A 21,721-nucleotide genomic window follows, 5' to 3' on the forward strand; every position below is an offset into this window, starting at 1 on the left:
GAAAACAAAAACGCCGCGTTAACTAACTCGGCGTTTTTATTAATATTGAAAAGCTTAATCGATATTTTTTAAGTATTTAATTGCTAAAGGTATGCCAAGCAATGTGCCGCCCACCGCGCCAATTAAGTGCGCATCAATGGCAACGGTTGAATCAATTAATTGGCCAATACTGGCATCGGGGCCGTTTACTTGCTCCATTATTATTTTTATCCACACGCCTATAAATAATAAATAACCCGATTTAAGCGACTGGGTAATGTCTTTCACCGCTCCCCAAATAATGACACCATGCAATAGGGCGCTTAAGCCCGTGTATATAGATATAGCAGGGCAAAACCATAATACGCCGAGCCCACACCACAGTGCTAAAAAACACACATTAAAGGCATAACGCGCAGGCGACGTGTATTCGCCATGCAGTAACCAAATTAAAAATATCCCTAATGCGTTTAATCCTAAATGCGCCCAGTTAGCATGTACAAATTGACTGGTAAACACTCGCCAAACTTCGCCGTTTTCAATGAGCGCTCGGTTAAATTCAAGTAAATTATTTAAATCAAATGCAGCAAAAACAATACTAAAAAGCATCAAAAATAATGGCGGAAGTAAATAACGAGGTTGTAGCGGTAAATTAAGCATTTTATTATGTTTTTTTAGTCAAAATTTTTGCATATTGTGCCCGTTTAACTTTAAGATGCCAAATACAACTACGTAATTAAGTGTTTTTAGTATTTTTATGCATTTTAAACTTAAGTCATTATTTACTATTGGTTTGTTTGCAGTAACGCTGCCAACAATAGCAAAAGAACCTGCAAAATTAGAAATTCGCGAGCCAGAAGCCACCACCTCAATTGTACAAAAACAATTAGTAACCGGTGATCAATACATGGTGGCCGCGGCTAACCCGTATGCCTCACAAGCCGGACAACAGATTTTAGCTAAAGGCGGAAGCGCGGTAGATGCGGCAATTGCAACGCAATTAGTGCTTACCTTAGTTGAGCCACAATCATCGGGCATTGGTGGTGGTACATTTATGATGTACTACAACAAAGCCGATAACCTACTTACAAGCTTTGATGGCCGTGAAACCGCGCCACAAAATGCAGACGAAAACCTTTTTTTAGATAAACACGGTAAAGCCGTTAAGTGGATTGAAGCAGTTGTTGGCGGTCGCTCTGTGGGTGTGCCTGGTATTTTGCATGCCTTTGCAAGTGCGCATCAACAATACGGTAAACTTGCGTGGAGCGAGTTATTTAAACCCGCTATTAAACTTGCCGAGCAGGGCTTTGAGGTGTCGCCACGTTTACACGGTTTATTAGCACGCCAATTAAACCCAGGTGTAATGAGTATGCCGGTGATTAACGAGTACTTTTACCCTAATGGCGAATTAATTAAAGCCGGTACGATTAAAAAAAATCAGCCCTTAGCTAATTTATACAAAGACATTGCTAAACAAGGCATTGATGCATTTTATAAAGGCGATAACGCTAAGCAAATGGTAAACGCAGTGCAAAATTCAAAAATTGCACCGGGTACATTAAGCGAATCAGACCTGGCTAATTACAAAAGCAAGCAACGCGACGCAGTATGTATTAAATACCGTGCTTATAATGTGTGCTCTATGGCCCCACCGAGCAGTGGTGGTGTAGCGGTATTACAAATTTTGGGCTTGCTAGAACACAAAGACATGAGCGCGCTTAAACCTAATAGCGAAGAGGCAATTCATTACTTTAGCCAAGCCTCACGCATAGCATTTGCCGATCGCAATATGTACATGGGCGACCCAGATTTTACACAAGTGCCTACCAAAGAGCTGTTAAATAAAAAGTACATTGCATCGCGCGCCAAGCTTATTACTGAGCAAGACACAAGAGCAGTCGCAGGTAATCCGGTAGGCTACTTAAGCTACGCAAAAGATGATTCTTTTGAGTTGCCATCAACATCGCATGTATCCATTGTAGATAGCTTTGGTAATGCCGTATCAATGACCAGTTCAATTGAAATGGCGTTTGGCTCAACTGTGATGGTTAATGGCTTTATTTTAAATAACCAATTAACCGATTTTGCGCTTTCGCCACGCATTGACGGCAAATTAGTAGCTAACCGCGTTGAGGCGGGCAAACGCCCACGCAGCTCTATGTCGCCAGTAATGGTGTTTAACAACGACGGCAGCTTACGCTTAGTTGTTGGCTCGCCAGGGGGCAGCCGTATCATTGACTATGTAGCGCAAGTGGTTATTGGTGTGCTGGATTGGAACTTATCGGCACAAGAGGCGATTAACCTGCCAAGAACCACCAATCGTAACGATTACACGAGCCTTGAAAAAGGCACTGCGCTTGAAGCCATAGCCCCACAATTAACTAAACGCGGCCATGCGGTACGCGTACTTGATTTAAACTCTGGCTTACATGCCGTAGAGGTTAAAAACAATAAATTGTATGGCGGTGCCGATCCGCGCCGTGAAGGGGTTGCTTTGTCGGATTTAACTGACAAAAACGCCACTATCAAATTTTAATTTATGTATAATAGCCATGCAGGCAGTGAAGCCTGCATGTGTTTTCTCTCAATGGTCTGACAAGCTTAATTGTCATTGCAATTTAACCTTTTACAATGATAATGGCAGATCATAACTTAAGACTCCGTTAAAGCCTGGAAATATGACAACTAATACTGATCCTAACTACCTTTATATTCCTTACTCTGGCCCTGGCCTAATTGAAACTCCGCTTTTAAACAAAGGCAGCGCGTTTAGTAAAAAAGAACGCGAAAACTTTAACCTTGCGGGTTTGCTTCCTCCACGTTTTGAAACAATTGAAGAGCAGGTTGAGCGTTGTTATCAGCAGTATTCAAGCTTTAACGATAACTTAAACAAGCATATTTACTTGCGTGCCATTCAAGATAACAACGAAACACTTTACTACCGTTTAGTGCGTGATCATCTTGAAGAAATGATGCCAATTATTTACACGCCAACGGTTGGTGATGCCTGTGAAAAATTCTCAGATATTTACCGCAGTGCACGTGGCTTATTTATTTCGTACGAAGATCGCTATCAAATTGACGACATTCTACGTAACGCCACCAAAGGCAAAGTAAAAGTAATTGTGGTTACCGATGGCGAACGTATTTTAGGCCTAGGCGATCAGGGTATTGGTGGCATGGGTATTCCTATTGGTAAGTTATCACTTTACACAGCGTGTGGTGGTATTAGCCCAGCGTACACATTACCTGTAATGCTTGATGTAGGTACTAACAACGAAAAACTTCTTAATGACCCTATGTACATGGGCGCGCGTCATAAGCGTATTGCGCAAGATGAATACGATGAGTTTTTAGACTTGTTCATTAAAGCGGTTAAACGTCGCTGGCCAAATGTATTACTGCAGTTTGAAGATTTTGCACAGCCAAACGCTATGCCTTTACTTAAACGCTACCGTAACGAAATCTGTAGCTTTAACGATGACATTCAAGGTACTGCAGCGGTAACTGTGGGCTCTTTATTAGCTGCGTGTCGTGTTAAAGGCTCAACCCTTAGCGAGCAAAAAGTGGTATTTGTTGGCGCAGGCTCAGCCGGTTGTGGTATCGCCGAGCAAATTATTAGCCAAATGGTGTTTGAAGGTATTAGCGAAGCACAAGCGCGCAGCCAAGTATTTATGGTTGACCGTTTTGGCCTACTCACTGAAGGCATGGAAGGCTTACGCGATTTTCAACAAGCACTAGCGCAACCACAAGCTGCATTAAGCGAGTGGACTTACAGCGGCGAATACGCTTCATTATTAGATGTAATGCACTGTGCAGCACCTGATATTTTAATTGGTGTATCGGGTCAACCGGGTTTATTTACCGAGCAAGTTATCCGCGCTATGCACTCAGGCTGTGAGCAGCCGATTATTTTCCCATTAAGTAATCCATCTAAGCAGGTTGAAGCACACCCAGCTGATGTTATTAAATGGACTGAAGGTAAAGCACTTGTAGCAACGGGTAGCCCATTTGAGCCAGTAGAATTTAATGGTGAAGTGTTCCCAATTCCACAGTGTAACAACAGTTATATTTTCCCAGGTATTGGCCTAGGTGTAATTGCAGCAAAAGCAACACGCATTACCGATGCAATGCTGAGCATGTCGAGCGAAATGCTGGCTGAGTCATCCCCCCGTGCAAACACCGGTAAAGGCAGCTTATTACCTGCACTGACTGAAATTGAAACGTTAAGTAAGCGTATTGCATTTGCAGTGGCTAAAAAAGCAATTGAAGAGGGCGTAGCTCTTGAGATTAGCGACGATGCACTGTGGGCTGCTATTGATAGAAATTACTGGTTACCTAAATACCGTAACTACAAACGTTGTAGCATTTAATTACGCTAAGTAACGTAAAGTAAATAAGGCTGTACGTTGCGTTACAGCCAGTTACAAAAAACAGGCAATTGCCTGTTTTTTTGTGCTTGTTCATTTATTGTTAACCACGTAGGCTCTTTAATGGTGACAACAAAAATACAATGGATAATGCAATGAAAACACACATTCTTTTATTAAGTAGCGCAATTGCCTTAAGTACCTTAAGTGTTGATGCGCATGCAAACTCAACACCTAACGCTCCTCATATTTATGTTAAAGGTGAAGCAACCGTAACCACTATGCCTGACTATGTACAATTAAGCGTAGGCATTGTAGAAATAGATAAAGACCTAATTGATGCTAAAAACAAAGCCGATAAAACCATGGCTAAAGCGATCAAATTAGTAAAAGAGCTTGGCATTAAAGACGGTAATATTAATGCAGGGCATATTTCTATAAATCGCGAAAGCCAATACAACAGAAGCTCTGGCGAGCAAGAGTTTAAAGGCTTTAGAGTGTCGCGCACGTTAAGCGTTAAACTCTCGCAAATCGAAAAATACCCTCAGCTGTTACAAAACCTAGTAAATAACGGCATTAACCAAATAAACCAAACTCAATTTTTAGCGAGCAACTATGAAGAGCTGCACAAACAGGCGCAAAAATTGGCCATTCAAGATGCCCGTAAAGCCGCTAAAGAACTAAGTGCTGATTACGGCGTTGAGCTTAAAGGGTTATATACGGCGTCGCTAAGCCCGATGAACGTACCTGCGCAGCCTTATGCACGCTCAGAAAAAACCATGATGGTGGCAGATAGCGCACCCGGTAACTTTGTTCCTGATGCGTATCATGCTGGAGAAATTAAAGTAACAGCGTCTAGCTATGCGGTTTACTTTATTGACTAGTATGTTGGCAGGTAAAACGAGCCACTAGTTTATCCCCTTGTGGCTTGCTAATACGGGCAATAGCGTTAAGCATGTTGGTAATTTCTTGTCTGTCGTATTCGTTACTTACATGCTCGTTTATGTCATCTACAATGGCATTTAAGTAATTAAATAGGCTGTTTCGGGCTGCATCATTGCCATGCGCTACAAACAATATATTTTTAAATGCCTCTAAAACGTTCGTCATTACATACGCATCGCCTTTTGCGTAATTGCGCAGTGGCGTAAAGTTATCGTGCAGTAACTCATCAAAACTGGTTTCGTGTATAAAGAGTAACGGGGCGTTGTCGCTGTGTTTAAACGAATAGTTTGTATCGTTAAGCGACAGGCGCTCAATTAATAAAATACTCAGCATATCTATCGATTTAACCGCTGTACCAGGGTCATTAATACCAGGGCTCATTGCTTTAACGGCAATTTCTGAAATTTGCGTTAATCCATAACGGTAATGATCGCTAATGTACTCTTCTATATAAAAAATAAAGCAGTCTAAAATTTTAGCAATAAGTTCTTCGTTGTTAGAAATGTCTTTATCACATTTTAAAAACGGATAGCCTTTAACGGTAAAGTAACCTTGGTTTACCGAGATATACACCCGAATATTTTCCTCGGCTAATATGGCGCATAACTTATCTGTATGCACCCCTTTGTAATAACCCTCGGTAGTGCTATTAACTGAGTGCCACTGTGTAAAATCAGGAAAGTCAGTGAACGGTTTTTCTGATTGCCTATCAATAATGGCTTTAATTTCGCGTTTAGTTTGGCTAAATAAACCGTTAAGTACATTATCTACTTGAATAGCTTTAGATATTGAATGAATAAAAAATACAAACAAGCCAAGCGACACTAAACCAAACACCAATGACAGCAGTACCCCAAGCGATGGAATAGCGGTATCGCCACCTTCAAGCTTATTAATATTAATGAGCATAATAATTGAGTAAATTATGCTGCCTAAATAAAAACCCAATACCATTTGATGCGACTTACGGGTAATAAGCCCAGGTACAACCCGCGGAGATAAACTGGCACTGGCCGAATTTAATACCACCATCACCATAGAAAAACTAAACACCGTAAGCGATATAATACTGCCTGCTAGCGTGCTTAAAATGGTGCGGGCATTTTCGGCGCTATCTACCAGCACAACAGATATAAACGCCTTGAGCTGCTCTACAGGTGCTATGTATTCAAGCGACATGGTAATTACAGCAAAAAGTAAAAAACCAACCGAAAGTACAGAAGGGTAAAAGCCAATGCTGTTGATCATTTCACGATAGCGGTCGGCTACTTTGCGAGGGACAAACATAAATTCCTTTCATTGCGTTATAAAATTCAACTAATACACACTGTAGCATAGTTACTAAGTAAACTTATGATTGTGCAAAACTATGTTATTATTGCCAAAAATAAAACAGGACAACACCGTGATAGTTTCTACGTATGCTGCGCTTTTAGCGTTTTATTATATTTACTTAAGTTTTAATGTGATCAAAGTGCGCCGCAGTGAACAAGTGTCGCTTGGCGATAACGGCAACCCTAAATTACAACGTGCTGTGCGTGCCCATGCTAATTTTATGGAATACGTACCCTTTGCGATTATTTTGCTTTTTTTAGCCGAATACCAAGGCCTTGCCAGCCATTATTGTAATATTTTAGGGGGCGCATTATTAATAGGGCGCGTTTTTCACAATTTAGGCATTGTTGAAAACAATCTTAAATATCGCCAAATTGGTACCATTGCCACCTTTTTAGTGATGGTTATTAGTGCCTTTTTATTGCTTGTAACACGCAATAGTTAGTAATAGCTGTTATGAGTAAAATATTTATAATAGGGCTTCCGCGTACAGGCACCACCAGTGTATGCCACGCTTTTTTAGAGTTTGGCATTGCCACGGCGCACACCGCGTACACCTCGTATTGTTTTGAAAACGCCACAGCCATAGCCGATACCCCCGTATTTAATGACTACCGAGCATTAGATAGCCATTACCCCGGCGCTAAATTTATATATTTAGCGCGCGAAAAAAAAACCTGGGTTGCCTCAATTAGGCAGTTGCTGCTGCGAATGCATACTAATTTAACGCGCCCAGACGGTGGTTTTAATATTCATATAAAGCGCTGTTACTTAACGACCTTTACTGACTTATCGATTGATAATATTAACCAAGATGATTATTTAACAAAGTGCTACAACACACATTTAGCAAACGCGCGTGAGTATTTTAAGCACCGCAGTAACGACTACTTAGAAATTGATATAGCAAAGCCACAAAGTTTTGCCGAGCTTACTGCGTTTTTGGGCATTAAAAGCGAGCGCACCGACTTTGAAAAAATGAACATAGGCGGCAAAGTGACCGCATGGAACGATATTAAACACCCGTTAAAAATTGACTCAACAGCAAAAGGGCGCATAGATAAGCATTTACCTTATATGCGTTAATTTTGCTCTTCGCTGCAAGATTTTTACTATTAAATACGCTAAAATCCCCGCATTATTTTTTAAGTAGTACAAAAAATGTTTGAATTAAAATACAAAACCCCCTTTGAATGGACCGAAGCGGTTTTAGCCGACTTTAATACGTTTTTACAAGACCACGCCGCCGCTGAGAAAAAGGCATCGGGCATGGCTATTTCTATGCTGTCTCATTACCCAGACAAACGTAAACTGGTAAAAGCCATGACCGATTTAGCGCTTGAGGAGTTAATCCACTTTAAACAAGTGCTTAAACTGCTTATTGAACGCGATACTAATTTAGGTGATGACAAAAAAGATCCATACATAAAACAAATACGCGCTTTATTTAGACATGGCCGTGATGGATTTTTAATGGATAGATTACTGGTTGGCGGCGTTATTGAAGCCCGCGGCCACGAGCGTTTTTCATTGGTTGCCCAAGCATTACCAGAGGGTAAAGAAAAAGACTTTTATGTGGCGATTGCTAAATCAGAAGAAAAACATAAAAACTTATTTGTAGAGTTAGCGTACGAATACTTTGATAAAGAAGAAGTTGATGTCCGTCTAGAAGAGCTACTAGTCGCTGAAGCTGAAATTTGTAAAAGCATTCCTTTTACTGCCGCACTGCATTAATACTTTTGGCACAAAGCACTGCTTTGTGCCTTCTCTCCTAACTTCATTTGCATTTTGCAAATCAAAATACTAAAGCCGCCTGTGCTCATATCTCCAATCATCTTAATTTATTGAATTTAAAGCTAAATATTTGCTGGTCTTAAACTTGCTCTGTTAAACCAACGCATACTTGAGGACGCGCATATGTTTAAAGCCATTATTTTTGTAATACTTTTTTTACCGTGCTGTGTATACGCCAAGCAAAGCAATTTAAATTACATAGAAAACGCCAATGGCGATAGAGTAAAAAAAGTATCCCACTTAGTTAAGTGGACCCATACTCGCTTTGTATTTAACCGCGATATAGCACGTGTTGCGCTAGGCCACGAAACCACACTCGATGTAAACGTAGTAAACGGACGCGAGCTATTAATTTTAGCTAAAAAGTTGGGCCGCACCTCTATGATGGTGTGGTATGACGACAACACATCAGAAACATTTTTACTGGGCGTGACCGAAGACTACAGCGTACTTGAAAATGCGCTTAACGATATTCATCCTAACTTAGCGCTCACCATCGCACCTGATAGACACGCGGTAGTTCTACGCGGCGAAGTACCTACGCTTAATTATCGCCATGCAGCCCACGAAGCGGCAAAAAACTATTTATATGCAAGTAGCTCACAATCGGCGCAACCTGTTATTACCTCTGCGCCTAACCAAGGAATGTTTAATTCTTTAGCGCAGCGTTTACAGGGCATGGGTAATTTAAACAATGGCTTAGCACAAAGCTCAAGTAAAGTAGCGATTATTAACCTTATTAAAGTTACGCAAGCGCCAAAGCCTAAGGAAGCGCGCATAGCGCAGGTGTTAAAATCGATGGGGGCTGACAAAGTAACTGTAAAACGTATTTCCGTTGATGAGTTATCAAACGATGATAACGATGTGTTTATGCTCAGCGGCACAGTTAAAAATCAAATTGAACTGGTGCGTTTGTTAAATACCATCAATAAATTATTTGAACCAGAGCAAGCAAGCCAAGCACCCACATCGGCACTAGATCCAAACGGGCTTATCAGTAGTGCAACGCAAAACGAAACAAGCGCTATTGAAGTACTCGCAAATGAGTCTGGCGGATTATTAAATGGCGATTCTGGCCTGACTTTAAGTAATGTAAATTCAAACGTAGCGCGGGCAACTTTGCTTTCGGTGGCTAAAGGTAAAGTGCTCTCAAGCATTGAAGTAGAAGACTTACCTCAAGTGAGGGTGTCGGTGCAGCTTTATGAAGTTAATCAGCGCCGCTTAAAGCAATGGCGTCCAGATATTAGTGTGCTTTCGAATGGGTATAACAACGAGCAAGGTTTATTTGGCCTAGAAGGCATGAATGCCCGTGAGTCTGGCTCAGCATCAATAGAAAACGCACTGCAATTAATTGGCGGACAATTAACAAATAACTTGCAGTTATCAACCTCGCAATTTGCAATTGATATGTTGTTTTCTTTGCTAGAGCAAGAGGGAATTTCAAGAACGCTTTCGCGACCTACACTTACCGTACTTGCAGGCGAAAGCGCGGTATTTAAAGTAGGCGGCGAAGTGCCAGTACCTACAAGCTACAGCCCATCTGGCGTTACCAGCGGGCAACAAGGTAACAGCGGTTCAGTGTTTAGTGGTACTGAGTTTAAATCGTTCGGCGTTGAGCTCAATGTTCGTGCTTTAGTGGATGACAGAGACCGCATAACCCTTGATTTAAATCCGGTTATTTCATTGCCAGACACCACACTTACAGCAGAAATAGCACAAAGCACCGGCAGCAGTTTAAACAGCAGTGCATTTAATACGCGCAGCATGCAAACATCTACCCGTTTACAAGACGGGCAACCTTTAATTATTGGTGGCTTAATTAGTACAGATAACAACGCCAGTCACGACTTTGTACCCAATGCAAACGGCGAGAGCCTGTTTGGTAAATTAAGCGAAACAACCAGCAAAAGCGAAAACAACCGCGAGTTGATTATTGTGGTAACCCCTAATTTAGTCCGCGAGCCGGTTAATAATTTACGTGTGTGGCAAACAGTTGATTTAGATAGCCAAATGGCCAGTTTTATACAGGAGCAAGGGTTATGAGAATAATATATATCGTTATTTTACTGAGTGTATCGGGCTGCGCACATATAGATTATGCGCCCAGTGTAAACCCACATACTGCACTAAGTGAAATTGTTACTAAGTATGCACTAAACACCAGTGCTTTAACTTGTGAAGGGGTAAGCGCGGTTAATTGTTTAGCCATAGTGCATGAGCTTAACCAGTTAATGCTTGAGCACCCAAACAATAAGGTTATTTTATCTGTATCAGCTTATGCACTTTATAAAAGCGGACGAGCTAATCAGGCGCAATCGGTAATAAACAAGCTTCTTAATTTACCTAACCCGCCTTTAAACGCGCTATCTTTAGGTATTAACTTGGCTATTGAGCAAGGCAATTTAGCCAAAGCAAAACAAATTGCCCAGTACGCTATTGATGAATTTGGTACTGAGGCTTCACCGTATTTACAAATGGCGTCTATTTATTATGCGCAAGGGCATTATGTTATTGCAGCTAACTATTTAGAGCTTGCCTATAAATTTGGCACGCATAAAAGCCATTATTACTATCACAAAGGGCTAATAGCTGAGGCGACACCTGATAATGCATTGGCGTGTCATTATTATAATGAGGCAATAGGTTTTGATGCGCAGCACAGCCAAGCCACAGCGCGCTACGCGAAACTTTCGGTACTTGGTAATTGTAAAAGTTAAGGCCGCAAGGCCTTTTTATTTTATTAAACTGCGCACTCCTTAGTTAAACCCGCTCATAAAAAGTAAAAATAACGTACCTACCTAAACAATTAAAATAGCCTTACTCGGCGTTGTTTAAACCTATCTCGCTTTGTGAATAATCCCAACTAATTGCTCGTCTCTCTTACTTTTAAAAGCTTTGTATAAATGAGTTAACAGCTTGCCTTTTAATTAATCTCTGCTTGCGTTTTAACGCACTTTAATAATGATTTGCAAAATGCGAATCATAACAAGGATAAGCAAAGCATATTTTAAAAAAATAAAAGTAACTAACTGATTTTTATGTACTTAATTAATGGCACGGTCCTCGCTATATATAAAGTGGGCATAAGCTCTAACACATTTAAGGTGATCATTATGAAAACTATGAAAAGCAACTTAAACGGTAAAAAACAACAAGGCTTTGTACTTACTTCTGAGCTAATTATTCTTTCAACTTCTATGGTGGCAGCGCTGGTAATTGGTTTATCAACCTTACGAGACTCTGTAACCAGCGAGCTTGAAGATGTAGCAGAAGCAATTGGCTCGTTAGATCAAAGCTATGTATTTGATGGCATGATCAACGCCGAAGGCACTGCAGAAATTTCAGGCTCTGGCTATGTTGATGCAGTAGATGTTTACGCAGGTGATGGTAGCTCGTTTACTTTTGTTGCCTCTGACTTTAGTGAAAGTGCTGCACTTATTAATGCAACGCCAAGCGGCGATGCTGCGACACGTACAGCAGCAGGTGGTTCACAAGGTAATTAAATTTATAACTACCTAAATCACACTGCCACAACCGTGTGGCAGTGAAATTTGTCAGGAGGAAATTATGAAAAGTAAAAATAATAAAGGGGCGACGACCGCTGCACTCACCTTACTTATCACCTCTGGCATGTTGGCCTCAGCGCTTGGCATCAGACAAGTAAACGAACAAGACTTAGTTACTGCCTGGGTGGTAAATAAAAATATGTCGGCGGGGCAAGTAGTGAGTGTGCACGACATTGCCCAAAAAGATGTAAACCCCAGTAACTATGCAAATATGGCGCTAAGTATACAAAATCCCCGCGCCTTTATTGGTAAGCAATTAGCCACTAATAAAATGGGTGAACAACCACTATTTGAAACAGATTTTATGCAGGTTAAAAGCCAAAATTTATCAGAGGCGATCCCCGCAGGCAGAGTGCTGTATACATTAAAATTAACCACTTTAGATATTCCATTATCGCGGGTGCACAAAGGCGACCGCTTAGATATTGTTGCTAAAACAAACCGGCTTGTAAGAACCGTTGCGCGTGATGTGCAGCTTATTGGCATTTCAAAGGGTCCTGGCAGTAAAGCGCAAAAAAATGGCGTGATGGACAGCCTAGCAAAAAAAGAGCCGGCAACCAGCGCGGGTGTGTCATTAGTGTTGGCTGTACTTCCTAAAGATGTGTATTCGTTAGCCGCAATTGATACCCAAGATAAGGTATCGATAATTGTGCACAGCGCTTATGACATTGAACAAGGGCGCTTACAAAATTTCTCCCAATTACAAACTAGCCGAACAATTCAAGTGGTTAAAGGCGTTAAAAACCAAGCTGTTTATGTAGCTAAGTGAGGCGCTATGTTTAATTTATCAAGTAAACCAGAGTCTGTAGAAACCAATTTAAATACCTTTGAATCACTTAAAAAAATTCTCCACGATGCGGTAATTGAAGAGTACGAGCAAGACCCAAGTGCTTTACTGAATGATGATGCGCTGCTTGAAAAAATATCTGCCCTTTGCAGTGATATTGACGAATTTGCACAATCATCATTTAACAGCCATCAACAAGCTCAAGTAGTACAAGCCGTTTACGACGAAATACAAGGTTTAGGGCCAATAGCGCAATTTATGCTGGATGACCAAGTAAGCGATATTTTAATTAACGATACGCAAAATATTTGGATAGATAAGCAAGGTAAATTGCTATGTACAGCCAGTAAGTTTGACGATGAACGTCACTTACGTCGTTTTGTTGATAGATTACTTGATAGTTGCGCTCGACAAGTTAACGCTCTGACTCCCATTGTAGATGGCAAACTAAAAGATGGCAGCAGGGTACATATTGTAGTGCCACCGGCATGCACCAGTGCTGCTATTGTTTCGATTAGAAAATTTAACCACAAAAAAATTAACGATGATTTTTTAATCGAAAATAAGTTTTTAAGCAAAAACTGCCTCACTTTTTTAAAAACCGCGGTGGCCTTAGGGGTCAATATTTTAGTGTGTGGAAATGCCGGCGCAGGCAAAACCACTTTGTTAAATGTACTGGCTAATTCAATAAATACCAACGAGCGGGTAGTAACTATAGAAGAAAGTGCAGAGCTAAATTTGCACCATAATCATGTTGTGCAGTTAGAGGCGCACGACACCAACAGCGATGGAAAAGGCGCCGTTACCCTGCGTGATTTAGTAAAAGCGGCACTAAGAATGCGCGCCGATAGAATACTCGTAGGTGAAGTACGCGCAGGTGAAGTAATAGACATGCTGCAAGCCATGAACTGCGGCCACCAAGGCTCAATGACCACCGTACATGCTAATAGTGCAAGCGATGCGGTAACCCGATTATCAACGCTAGTGCAATTACATAACGCGCAGCTAAGCGACACCCACACCAGCGCATTAATCGCATCAAGCATTCAGTTAATTGTGCATGTTTCTCGAAATACAAACGGTGTAAGAACCCTAAAAAGTATTGGCGAAATAAAGCGTGTAGATGGACGTGCGCAATACTCTGCGCTGTATAGCGTAAGTGATACTGAGCAAGTAAATGAAGAGGCAATTAGTACCTCAAGCGTGGTGAGCTTTATGCAAAGCCAAGGTGCCAACGCAAACGAAATAAGTGCATTACTGCAACCGGCTAGGGAGCGTAATTATGAATAAGCTTGATTACTTACTGGCCATAGCAAGTGTTATGTCATTTACTTTAGCACTGAGTGTTTTTATAACACTTAAAGTAAAAACACACGCTGCAAGTACTAAGCACGAGGTTGATGTACTCGAAGAAAAAGACATTATCACAGTATCACTGTGGGTACTTGGGATTAACATCAGTAATGCTTTATTTATAAGCGTTGCTTGCTCGCTTGCCACCAGTACTTGGTATGTTGCACAGTACTTTTATCCTCAAGCAACTACGAGTGCATTAATCGTTTCTTTGGTTGTATTTATAACCTGCTTTATTGTGATTATTGATTTAGCGCACTATAAATTAGCCAAGTTTGAGCACTTATTTTTAGAGTACATAGAAACCGTACAATCGTGTTTAAGTACTGGGCTTTCACTTGTTCAGGCTATGCAATTTGCCGACGAACACGCCGATAAATACATTAAACCGCAAAGTCATTTATTACTGCAGCGCTTAAATATGGGCAGTGATATACAAAGCTCGTTTGCCCCTTTAATTAAACGCTACAACTGCGAAACCGTGCGGTTATTTGCACATAGCATAATTACTCATACACAAAGCCAGTGCGATTTAACTGACATGCTTAAAAGTGTATGCAAAATGATGTCGTTAAGAACGCTAGATCGCCAGCAGCTCAAAGCTAAGCTTTCTGGTACTAAATACGCTGCGCTGTTTAGTGGCGTTTTACCCTACGCTTTAGTGCCTTTATTTAATTACACCGATCCAACCTGGTTCGATCCGCTGTTAAATAACCCCAATGGCATGGCCTTTATTACCGTTGCTGTGCTTTGCCAGTTATTTGGCTTTTTATGGCTTCGCCTAAGCTTGAGGGTAACGCTATGATAGACCTATTTTTATTTGTTGGCTTATTGGTGAGTATGGGGGCATTTATCCATATTCAAAAGCAGTCATTAAAGGCTGAGGTTCAGCAACCTATCAAAACCAATATAAATTGGTACCCATTAATTGTTATTTCAAAAAGCCAATTTAGACAAGCAGGGTATCAGTTAAATAAAATTTTATTGAGCATGTACTGCTTTAAAATGGCCGCCACATTTTGTGCTTATACTGCCATAGAGATCACTGGTTATGTATTAAGTACACCGCTTGTAGCCATTATTTGTTTTATTAGCTTTTTTGCGCCTGATATGTGGTTTTTATTTAAAAAAGGCCAGCGTAAAGTACAAATAAACAATAGCTTAGAGTTTTTTTTAAGTGTGCTGTTAGTGTATATGCGCGCTGGCTTTTCGCTAGAGCGCGCATTTGCTTTAGCGGTTGATCACGGGTTAAGTAAAAAACACCCTTTATATAAAGAGCTTAAACTATTTTTGTTTGAGCTCAGTGCCGGTAAAGACCGCGAAACTGCCTTTAATTCGTTATATGACAGAACAGGGGTCTCGGGTTTAAAAAAATTAGCTAATTTAATGCTTATTGGCTCTAAGCTTGGCACCCCGTTAATACAGGCGGTTGAGTCACAATTAGAAAGCTTTGCGCTTAAAAAAAATATTTTATTAGCTAAAAAAGTAAATAAAAAAGCATTGCATACCACCTTTCCCATTATCTTAATTTGTTTTCCTATGTTTTTAGTACTGGTGTTTTTTCCTGCGGCGCTGCAGGTAATGAATGTACTAAAAATGCTGGTTGAAGTGCTATAGGAGCGCTCTATGAATAAACAATACCAACAGGGCTACATACTCACTATTGAGCTGATTTTAATTATTACCATTTTAATTATTGGCTCTATTGGTGGTGTTATTTTAGTGCGTGATGCACTTATTAAGCGCTATCACACAAAAGTAGATAACCAAATAATAGTGGTTGATGCTAATAACACCCCTTTAGGTATCGCCATTGGGTTTGATGAGCACCAAGCGCCTTTAATTTTTTACACAGACCGCCAAGCAAATGCAACATATCGCGCTTTAATTGGGATACGCGATGACAGGTTCACCTCACGAGAAGCCATTTATTACGATGCGCCTAATTGCCAAGGCAACCCGTGTATAAAAAGTTTAAGTGATGAGTTTTCAGATAGTTTAGGAGTTAGTAACACCGCTAATAGTGGCAATGTAAGTTATATCAATGCGCTACAGCAAGGCCCTAATTATGCCATTGGGCAATTAAGTAACTCCGTAATGGGGCAATTACTAAAAAGTACAGCATTAGCGTGCCCCGCAACAGGTGACGAAATTGTATCGCGCTATATGTCTCAAAAGGTAGTTACTGGTAACCCATGCGAAAGCTTTTCAATTGCTAAACAACAAGCCGATAGTAGTTGTTTGGTTGGTGTAACTGCACTTGGTAATCCGTTATTAGGCATAGACAGTCAGCAATTATCCCAGTCGTGCAATAGTTGCCAAACAGGGTATGAGCCGCAAGGCGATATTCTTGATTTATATTTGCCACAAGTTGAAGTGTTATTAGGAACCGCGCTTGATGCACTGTCGCTCATAGGTGTAGCAAGCAGAGTAGATGTAGAGCTAGGCAGTATTTGCTGCCCACAAGGTACGCAACTAGAAGAAGATGAAAATATAGTAGAAACACTGGTATTTACAATTTTAGAAACAACCTTTGAGCTGCTAGGTATCGATTTAATAAATAACGACATAATTATTCAAACGCTGGCCCTTATTGGCATAGAGCCTGGCGTAACTTACTGCGAGGCTTCGCTCAATTTAACTTCGGCAGAGCCGGTGTTAAATACACAAGGCGAACCTGCTTTAAATAACTTACTTCCGCCATTTAGAGTAAAACTTCCATCACATACAAGTGCTAACAGCACGCGTTGGATTTCTACACCGCCGAAAGGTGAAGGAGTGCGCCCATGAACAGCTCATATGCAAATAATATAAATGAATTTAACAACACACAAATAGATGAAATTAAACAAGAAATAACTGAAACACTGACCCTAATGAAGCAGTTTTATGATGTTTCTATTGTTAAATTCGTTGATCATAATGCCTTGTATACGCAACAAATTATTAGCTGCGATGACCCATACAAAGCCGACAGTGAATTAAATAGCTTGGCACAAACGTGCACACAAGAAAAACTCTACATAATTGAAGACACCTTATTTGACCCACTAACAAAAGGGCGCTGCCAACAGGTACGTTTTTACTCTCAATATCCCATTTATAATTTAGATAACAGCTTAATTGGCGTACTGATCATTGCCGATATTTCACCTAAAACACTTATAGGCTCTCAAAAAGAACAATTTGTATCTTTTGCGCAATTACTGCAAACCCAGCTTAATAAGCATTTTACCCCAACTAAGGCAATTAAACCGAGCGAGACAAAATCACTGAATCGATTTGTTCACTTATTTAGCTTAGCGCCGGTGGCCTTTTTAATTGCGCTGGTTATTTGCTCGTTCTCGGCTTTGCTTTTATATACGTTAGATAAAAAAGATAAAAAAAGTGCCTATGCCATACAAACTCAGCAGTTAAGGCAAACGCTGTTTGATGCATTAGAGCGCTTTGACAACCAAGCACTTTATATTACTCAAAAAGATAAAATTGTCGCAGGCTTTTTAAAAAGCCAACAAAGTTATACTCAGCAACAATTAAGTGATTTAGTAAAAACGCAGGTATCAAGCAGTTTAACGTATAAAGGTTTTGTTGTATTTGATAATGACTATAAACAACTTGCCATATGGTCTAAAAACAACTTTGATTTAGCAGCGTACGGCTTTACTAATTGGCTAAACGCATTTTCAATGCGAGCAAATAAACAATCAGTAGAGGTATTTACTGTAGCCGATACAGCGTTTTTAATTTCAGAAATAAACATGGGTAATAGCGCTATTTATACACTCACAGCCTTTGATTTAAGTAAGTTTTTAAATGCCATAATAGGTAAGCTAAATACGCAAAATTATAATTTATTTATATCAACCCCTCAGTTTATATTAGGAAGTAGGGGGGAGCTAAATGTTAAAACTATCCCTAACAGCATAAGCGCAGCAAGTAGCCGTTTTCCTGCTACGTGGCGCTTGCATGTGCAACCCATTAAACCGATAACGCCTGCTAATGTATCTAGGTTCGACTTATTTAAACTGGCATTAATTAGCTTAGCTATATTTGCATTTGTTTATTATTTTTTACGTTTACCAAGGCGCTTACATGACGAAATTAAACAAAAAAATACCCTTATACTTAATAGAGAATCGCTGTTTTCAAGCGCGCTTGATGCGCTGCCGCATGGCTTTGCCATTTTTAATAGTAACGAATTTCCGGTAATAACTAATCAGGCATTTAACGAATTGTTTTCTCATGTTATTCAAAACAATAAGCAATTAAGTTACAGCCAAATAATGAGTATTTCTCAACAAAATAATATTATTACCCATTATCAAGAACATAATAAATTAGCTAATGAACATAGCCAATTAATAGATATCGGCTTTAGTGATGGCCGCTGGATCACCGTTGTGCAAAGGCATACCGACTTTGGTGGCTTTGTTTGTTACTTTAGAGATGAAACACAAGCGCATCAAAAAGAGTTATTACTTGCCCAAGTAGTAGAAAAATCTAAGCAAGCTAACCAGCTAAAAGATAAATTTGTAGCACGCTTAGCAATGCAATTAAAAGCGCCACTGAGTTCACTGCAATCTATAGTAGAGCTTAATTATAAAAACAGTAAAGCCAATTTTAGCAATGAGTTAGAAAATGCATGCAAACAGTTAAGTTGTGTTGTTCAGCAGTTAGTTAATATAAATAAAACTGATACCGGTAAATTAAAGCTTAAAATGAGCGCTATTAATTTAGCTGACTTACTTAAAAATACGGCCGATATTCTTAATAAAGACTCTGATGATAAAAATATAATTATCAATAATAATGTGCCCATAGATAAAGGCATAAGCAGTGATGAAAAACTGATTATGCAATTAATTATTCAGCTGGCTAGTGAGCTTATAGAAAGCACACATCAAGGTAAATTGTCGTTAAATTCTGAGCTAATTAACGAGCAAGGTAAACATTATTTGTCGCTGGGTTTTTCTATAAATAACTTAGCAAATCAGGGGAGTTTTTATAGTCAGTTACAAATGGTATGCAAACAACAGTCTTTTGAAAGTGATATTAATTTTGATGCTACATTAGAGCTGCGCTTTTTTCTCTCAATTTTTAAAATGCTCGGCGGTAAAAATATTACTGTGCACGAGCGCGGTAAAACAACATCTATTAATTTATCGTTATTAGTTAACACGGTAGAATTGTTACCCGTAAGTGCAAACAAGCAAGAACCCATTACTGTAACTACAACGCATACAGAATTTAACAACACCAAATCGTTGTTATTAGTTGATGATGAACCGCTCGTAGAAATGGTTATTAAAGCCATGCTGAAAGATGAAAACGTAGCAATAGATTATGCAAGCAATGCAATAGAAGCTATGTTGATGGTGTCGAAAAATAATTACGATATTATTTTAATGGATATTGTTATGCCAGAACTCTCGGGCACTGACGCGATGCTTAAAATAAAAAAACATAACGCAGACAAGCAAACCAAAATTATTGCCCACACTTCAGATTCTGACACAAATAGTAATGCTAAGTATGTTGAACTTGGGTTTGACGACATGCTTGAAAAACCAGTAAAGCAGCAAGTATTAATTAATAAAATTAAGCATTTGCTAAGCTAGTCCAAAGTAAACAATATAAAACTGTAAAATACACAGGGCCTATTATTTTTAATAGGCCCAAACTGGCAGTAATTATTTCATGTAGCTGCTACTTTATTTCATAATTTTAAAAATGAAGGTTATTTTATAACTCTTTATATTTTATTCTTTTCGCTTAACTCAAAATAAATCCTACTTACTATTAATAGCCACAGACCGCGTTTTAAAAGGCTCTCAGGTTTTTGTAATTATTAAAACCTCAAAAAAATTATGTAAAAAACAAGCTGGGATGATAATTGCTCATCTCTATACATACACAGGTTTAGGCTAAATTTTAAATATTGATGAGGATATTAAGTATGAGTAAAACACAAACCATTACCGTTGAAGGCCACAAAATTGCATATCAAGAAATGGGCGAGGGCACACCGCTACTATTATTACATGGTATTCCGACTAATAAATCGTTATGGCGAAATGTTATGCCAACACTGAGTGAGCAACATCGTGTTATTGCACCTGATTTACTCAATTACGGCGAATCGGATATGCCAAAAAATACCGATGTATCAATTAATGCCCAGTGCAAAATAATCAGTAAATTTATGGATGAGCTAGGTATTGCTAAAGCAAACATTGCCTCTCATGATATAGGTGGCGGAATTGCACAACTCATGGCGGTAAATTACCCAGAAAAAGTAAACAGCTTAATATTAATTGATAGTGTTTGCTTTGATTCTTGGCCAATACCCGAGTTTGAACCTTTGCTTGAACCTGGTGTAGAGCAAGAAACATCAGTTGATGAGTTTGTTGATACGCTAAATGATTTTATGCCAAAAGGTGTATACGATAAAAGCATAATGACCGATGAGCTGAAAAAACAGTATTTAAAGCAATGGAGTAATGAGCAAGGTAAAGCAGCGTTATTCAATAATATGCGCCGACTTAATAAAGAGTACACACAAGCAATTGCCGGTGAGCTTAAAAGCTTAAAGCATGAAACCCTCATTTTATGGGGTGATGAAGATAACTTTCAAAAACCTAAATATGCACCTCAGTTAGCTCAAACCTTACCAAATGCAACACTAACTTGGATAGAAAAAGCAGGGCACTGGGTTATAGATGAAAAACCAGAACGAGTAACTTCGTTAATGGGTGAATTTTTGGCTGATAAAAAGTTTTAAAACACCTTAGTTTTAAAGGCCTAGTTAGCCACTTTGGCTAACATGTATATAAAACCATGCCGTTTGAGCTGTATTAATTTTTATATAATTAGTTACTCAAACGGCTTTTTGTTTTCATCTATTTTTTAGTATTAAACCATTAAAGTATAAATCGCTATTAATAGCTCAATATTCATACATTAAAATTGTGCGCATACGCTTTATATTAGGGTGATTACGCATAGGAAACTATAAATAAGCTAATTTAACATAATGCATGTAGGTATATAAAACCCCTTTATTCGCTAGGTCTACAAGTGACGTTACTACGTTGAATATAAGGCGAGGGTAACTGTATACTCGCGACTTTTATTAGTAATACCAAAAGCCTAAGACGATATTATTGTATTTATAAACAATTAGTTAGATACATATTGCTGTAATAATGTACTGCTAATTTTTACCCTCATTTAATTGAGGATAAAACAATGAAGACAATAATAAAGGCATCAATAGTACTTACAGGTTTATGTTTTGCGCACAGTGCAAGTGCAGACAATTGTTTACAAGGTTGCCCAACAGGTTTAGATAATGGCAATACAATTGAGCGAAGTATTTATACTTTAAAAAATAATCGTTATACAAAGTTTGCAGATTGGGTGGCTTACCATGTTACGACTAGCACTATGAGTGGACCATCGAGAAGCAGAAGTTGGAAAGCCGATCCTGATCTATACTCACATTACAAAGGGCGTGCCTGTCTTTCAGGATTAAATTTGTTCGAACTAGGGGCTATTTAATCGCGGCACGAGTTTTGTAACCTAGTGGGCTA

The 21,721-nt window shown here is 39.4% G+C and carries 18 protein-coding genes and 1 pseudogene; 17 read left to right on the top strand and 2 right to left on the bottom strand.

The window, feature by feature from the left end; genetic code table 11:
- Positions 1-54: 54 nt before the first annotated feature.
- Positions 55-639, bottom strand: coding sequence for a rhombosortase (gene rrtA, locus B4F91_RS00070; RefSeq protein ID WP_286938080.1), 585 nt, complete (start codon positions 637-639; stop codon positions 55-57).
- A 97-nt stretch (positions 640-736) separates the two neighbouring features.
- Here rrtA and ggt point away from each other — a divergent pair, with 97 nt between their 5' ends.
- The 3 genes from ggt to B4F91_RS00085 all read left to right on the top strand — a co-directional run bounded on the left by ggt (position 737) and on the right by B4F91_RS00085 (position 5,233).
- The gene (ggt, locus tag B4F91_RS00075) at positions 737-2,515 is read left to right on the top strand and encodes a gamma-glutamyltransferase (RefSeq protein ID WP_286938082.1); all 1,779 of its coding nucleotides are present in this window, start codon (positions 737-739) and stop codon (positions 2,513-2,515) included.
- Positions 2,516-2,657: 142 nt separating this feature from the next.
- Positions 2,658-4,352, top strand: coding sequence for an NAD-dependent malic enzyme (locus tag B4F91_RS00080; protein WP_004586602.1), 1,695 nt, complete (start codon positions 2,658-2,660; stop codon positions 4,350-4,352).
- Between the two features lie 152 nt (positions 4,353-4,504).
- Positions 4,505-5,233 (top strand): SIMPL domain-containing protein, encoded by a 729-nt coding sequence (locus B4F91_RS00085; RefSeq protein ID WP_004586601.1) that lies wholly within the window; start codon positions 4,505-4,507, stop codon positions 5,231-5,233.
- Here B4F91_RS00085 and B4F91_RS00090 read toward each other — a convergent pair.
- A complete protein-coding gene (locus B4F91_RS00090; RefSeq protein WP_248442335.1) occupies positions 5,223-6,581 on the bottom strand; it encodes a DUF2254 domain-containing protein in 1,359 nt (452 codons plus the stop codon). The two genes, B4F91_RS00085 and B4F91_RS00090, sit on opposite strands and share 11 nt — an antisense overlap.
- 118 nt (positions 6,582-6,699) lie before the next feature.
- Between B4F91_RS00090 and B4F91_RS00095 the strand changes: the two genes are divergently transcribed.
- The 14 genes and pseudogenes from B4F91_RS00095 to B4F91_RS00160 all read left to right on the top strand — a co-directional run.
- Positions 6,700-7,074, top strand: a complete 375-nt coding sequence (locus B4F91_RS00095; RefSeq protein WP_054982679.1) for an MAPEG family protein — start codon at positions 6,700-6,702, stop codon at positions 7,072-7,074.
- Between the two features lie 11 nt (positions 7,075-7,085).
- Positions 7,086-7,715: a sulfotransferase gene (locus B4F91_RS00100; protein WP_286938084.1), complete on the top strand. Its 630-nt coding sequence runs from the start codon at positions 7,086-7,088 to the stop codon at positions 7,713-7,715.
- Between the two features lie 75 nt (positions 7,716-7,790).
- On the top strand, positions 7,791-8,363 hold the full coding sequence (locus tag B4F91_RS00105; RefSeq protein WP_286938087.1) for a tRNA-(ms[2]io[6]A)-hydroxylase: 573 nt from the start codon (positions 7,791-7,793) through the stop codon (positions 8,361-8,363).
- Positions 8,364-8,546: 183 nt separating this feature from the next.
- Positions 8,547-10,466, top strand: a complete 1,920-nt coding sequence (locus B4F91_RS00110) for a pilus assembly protein N-terminal domain-containing protein (protein ID WP_286938088.1) — start codon at positions 8,547-8,549, stop codon at positions 10,464-10,466.
- Positions 10,463-11,140: a tetratricopeptide repeat protein gene (locus B4F91_RS00115; protein WP_286938090.1), complete on the top strand. Its 678-nt coding sequence runs from the start codon at positions 10,463-10,465 to the stop codon at positions 11,138-11,140. Before B4F91_RS00110 ends, B4F91_RS00115 begins: the two co-directional genes overlap by 4 nt.
- 396 nt (positions 11,141-11,536) lie before the next feature.
- Positions 11,537-11,926 carry a hypothetical protein gene (locus tag B4F91_RS00120; protein ID WP_024033620.1) on the top strand — a complete coding sequence of 130 codons (390 nt, stop codon included), beginning with the start codon at positions 11,537-11,539 and terminating at the stop codon, positions 11,924-11,926.
- A gap of 64 nt (positions 11,927-11,990) precedes the next feature.
- Positions 11,991-12,758, top strand: a complete 768-nt coding sequence (locus B4F91_RS00125) for a hypothetical protein (RefSeq protein WP_054982510.1) — start codon at positions 11,991-11,993, stop codon at positions 12,756-12,758.
- A gap of 6 nt (positions 12,759-12,764) precedes the next feature.
- On the top strand, positions 12,765-14,066 hold the full coding sequence (locus B4F91_RS00130) for a CpaF family protein (protein ID WP_286938091.1): 1,302 nt from the start codon (positions 12,765-12,767) through the stop codon (positions 14,064-14,066).
- Complete coding sequence (locus B4F91_RS00135; RefSeq protein WP_286938093.1) at positions 14,059-14,934, top strand: type II secretion system F family protein; 876 nt, start codon at positions 14,059-14,061, stop codon at positions 14,932-14,934. Before B4F91_RS00130 ends, B4F91_RS00135 begins: the two co-directional genes overlap by 8 nt.
- On the top strand, positions 14,931-15,746 hold the full coding sequence (locus B4F91_RS00140; RefSeq protein ID WP_055253567.1) for a type II secretion system F family protein: 816 nt from the start codon (positions 14,931-14,933) through the stop codon (positions 15,744-15,746). The genes B4F91_RS00135 and B4F91_RS00140 overlap by 4 nt, the downstream gene beginning before the upstream one ends.
- Before the next feature lie 9 nt (positions 15,747-15,755).
- On the top strand, positions 15,756-16,919 hold the full coding sequence (locus tag B4F91_RS00145) for a hypothetical protein (protein WP_286938094.1): 1,164 nt from the start codon (positions 15,756-15,758) through the stop codon (positions 16,917-16,919).
- The gene (locus tag B4F91_RS00150; RefSeq protein ID WP_286938095.1) at positions 16,916-19,747 is read left to right on the top strand and encodes a response regulator; all 2,832 of its coding nucleotides are present in this window, start codon (positions 16,916-16,918) and stop codon (positions 19,745-19,747) included. The genes B4F91_RS00145 and B4F91_RS00150 overlap by 4 nt, the downstream gene beginning before the upstream one ends.
- Before the next feature lie 338 nt (positions 19,748-20,085).
- Positions 20,086-20,910, top strand: a complete 825-nt coding sequence (locus tag B4F91_RS00155; RefSeq protein WP_286938097.1) for an alpha/beta fold hydrolase — start codon at positions 20,086-20,088, stop codon at positions 20,908-20,910.
- A 467-nt stretch (positions 20,911-21,377) separates the two neighbouring features.
- Positions 21,378-21,635: pseudogene (locus B4F91_RS00160) on the top strand (DNA/RNA non-specific endonuclease); the annotation flags it as partial.
- Positions 21,636-21,721: the final 86 nt, after the last annotated feature.

This window comes from Pseudoalteromonas sp. UBA6610, from assembly GCF_002433295.1.
Lineage (GTDB): Bacteria > Pseudomonadota > Gammaproteobacteria > Enterobacterales > Alteromonadaceae > Pseudoalteromonas > Pseudoalteromonas atlantica.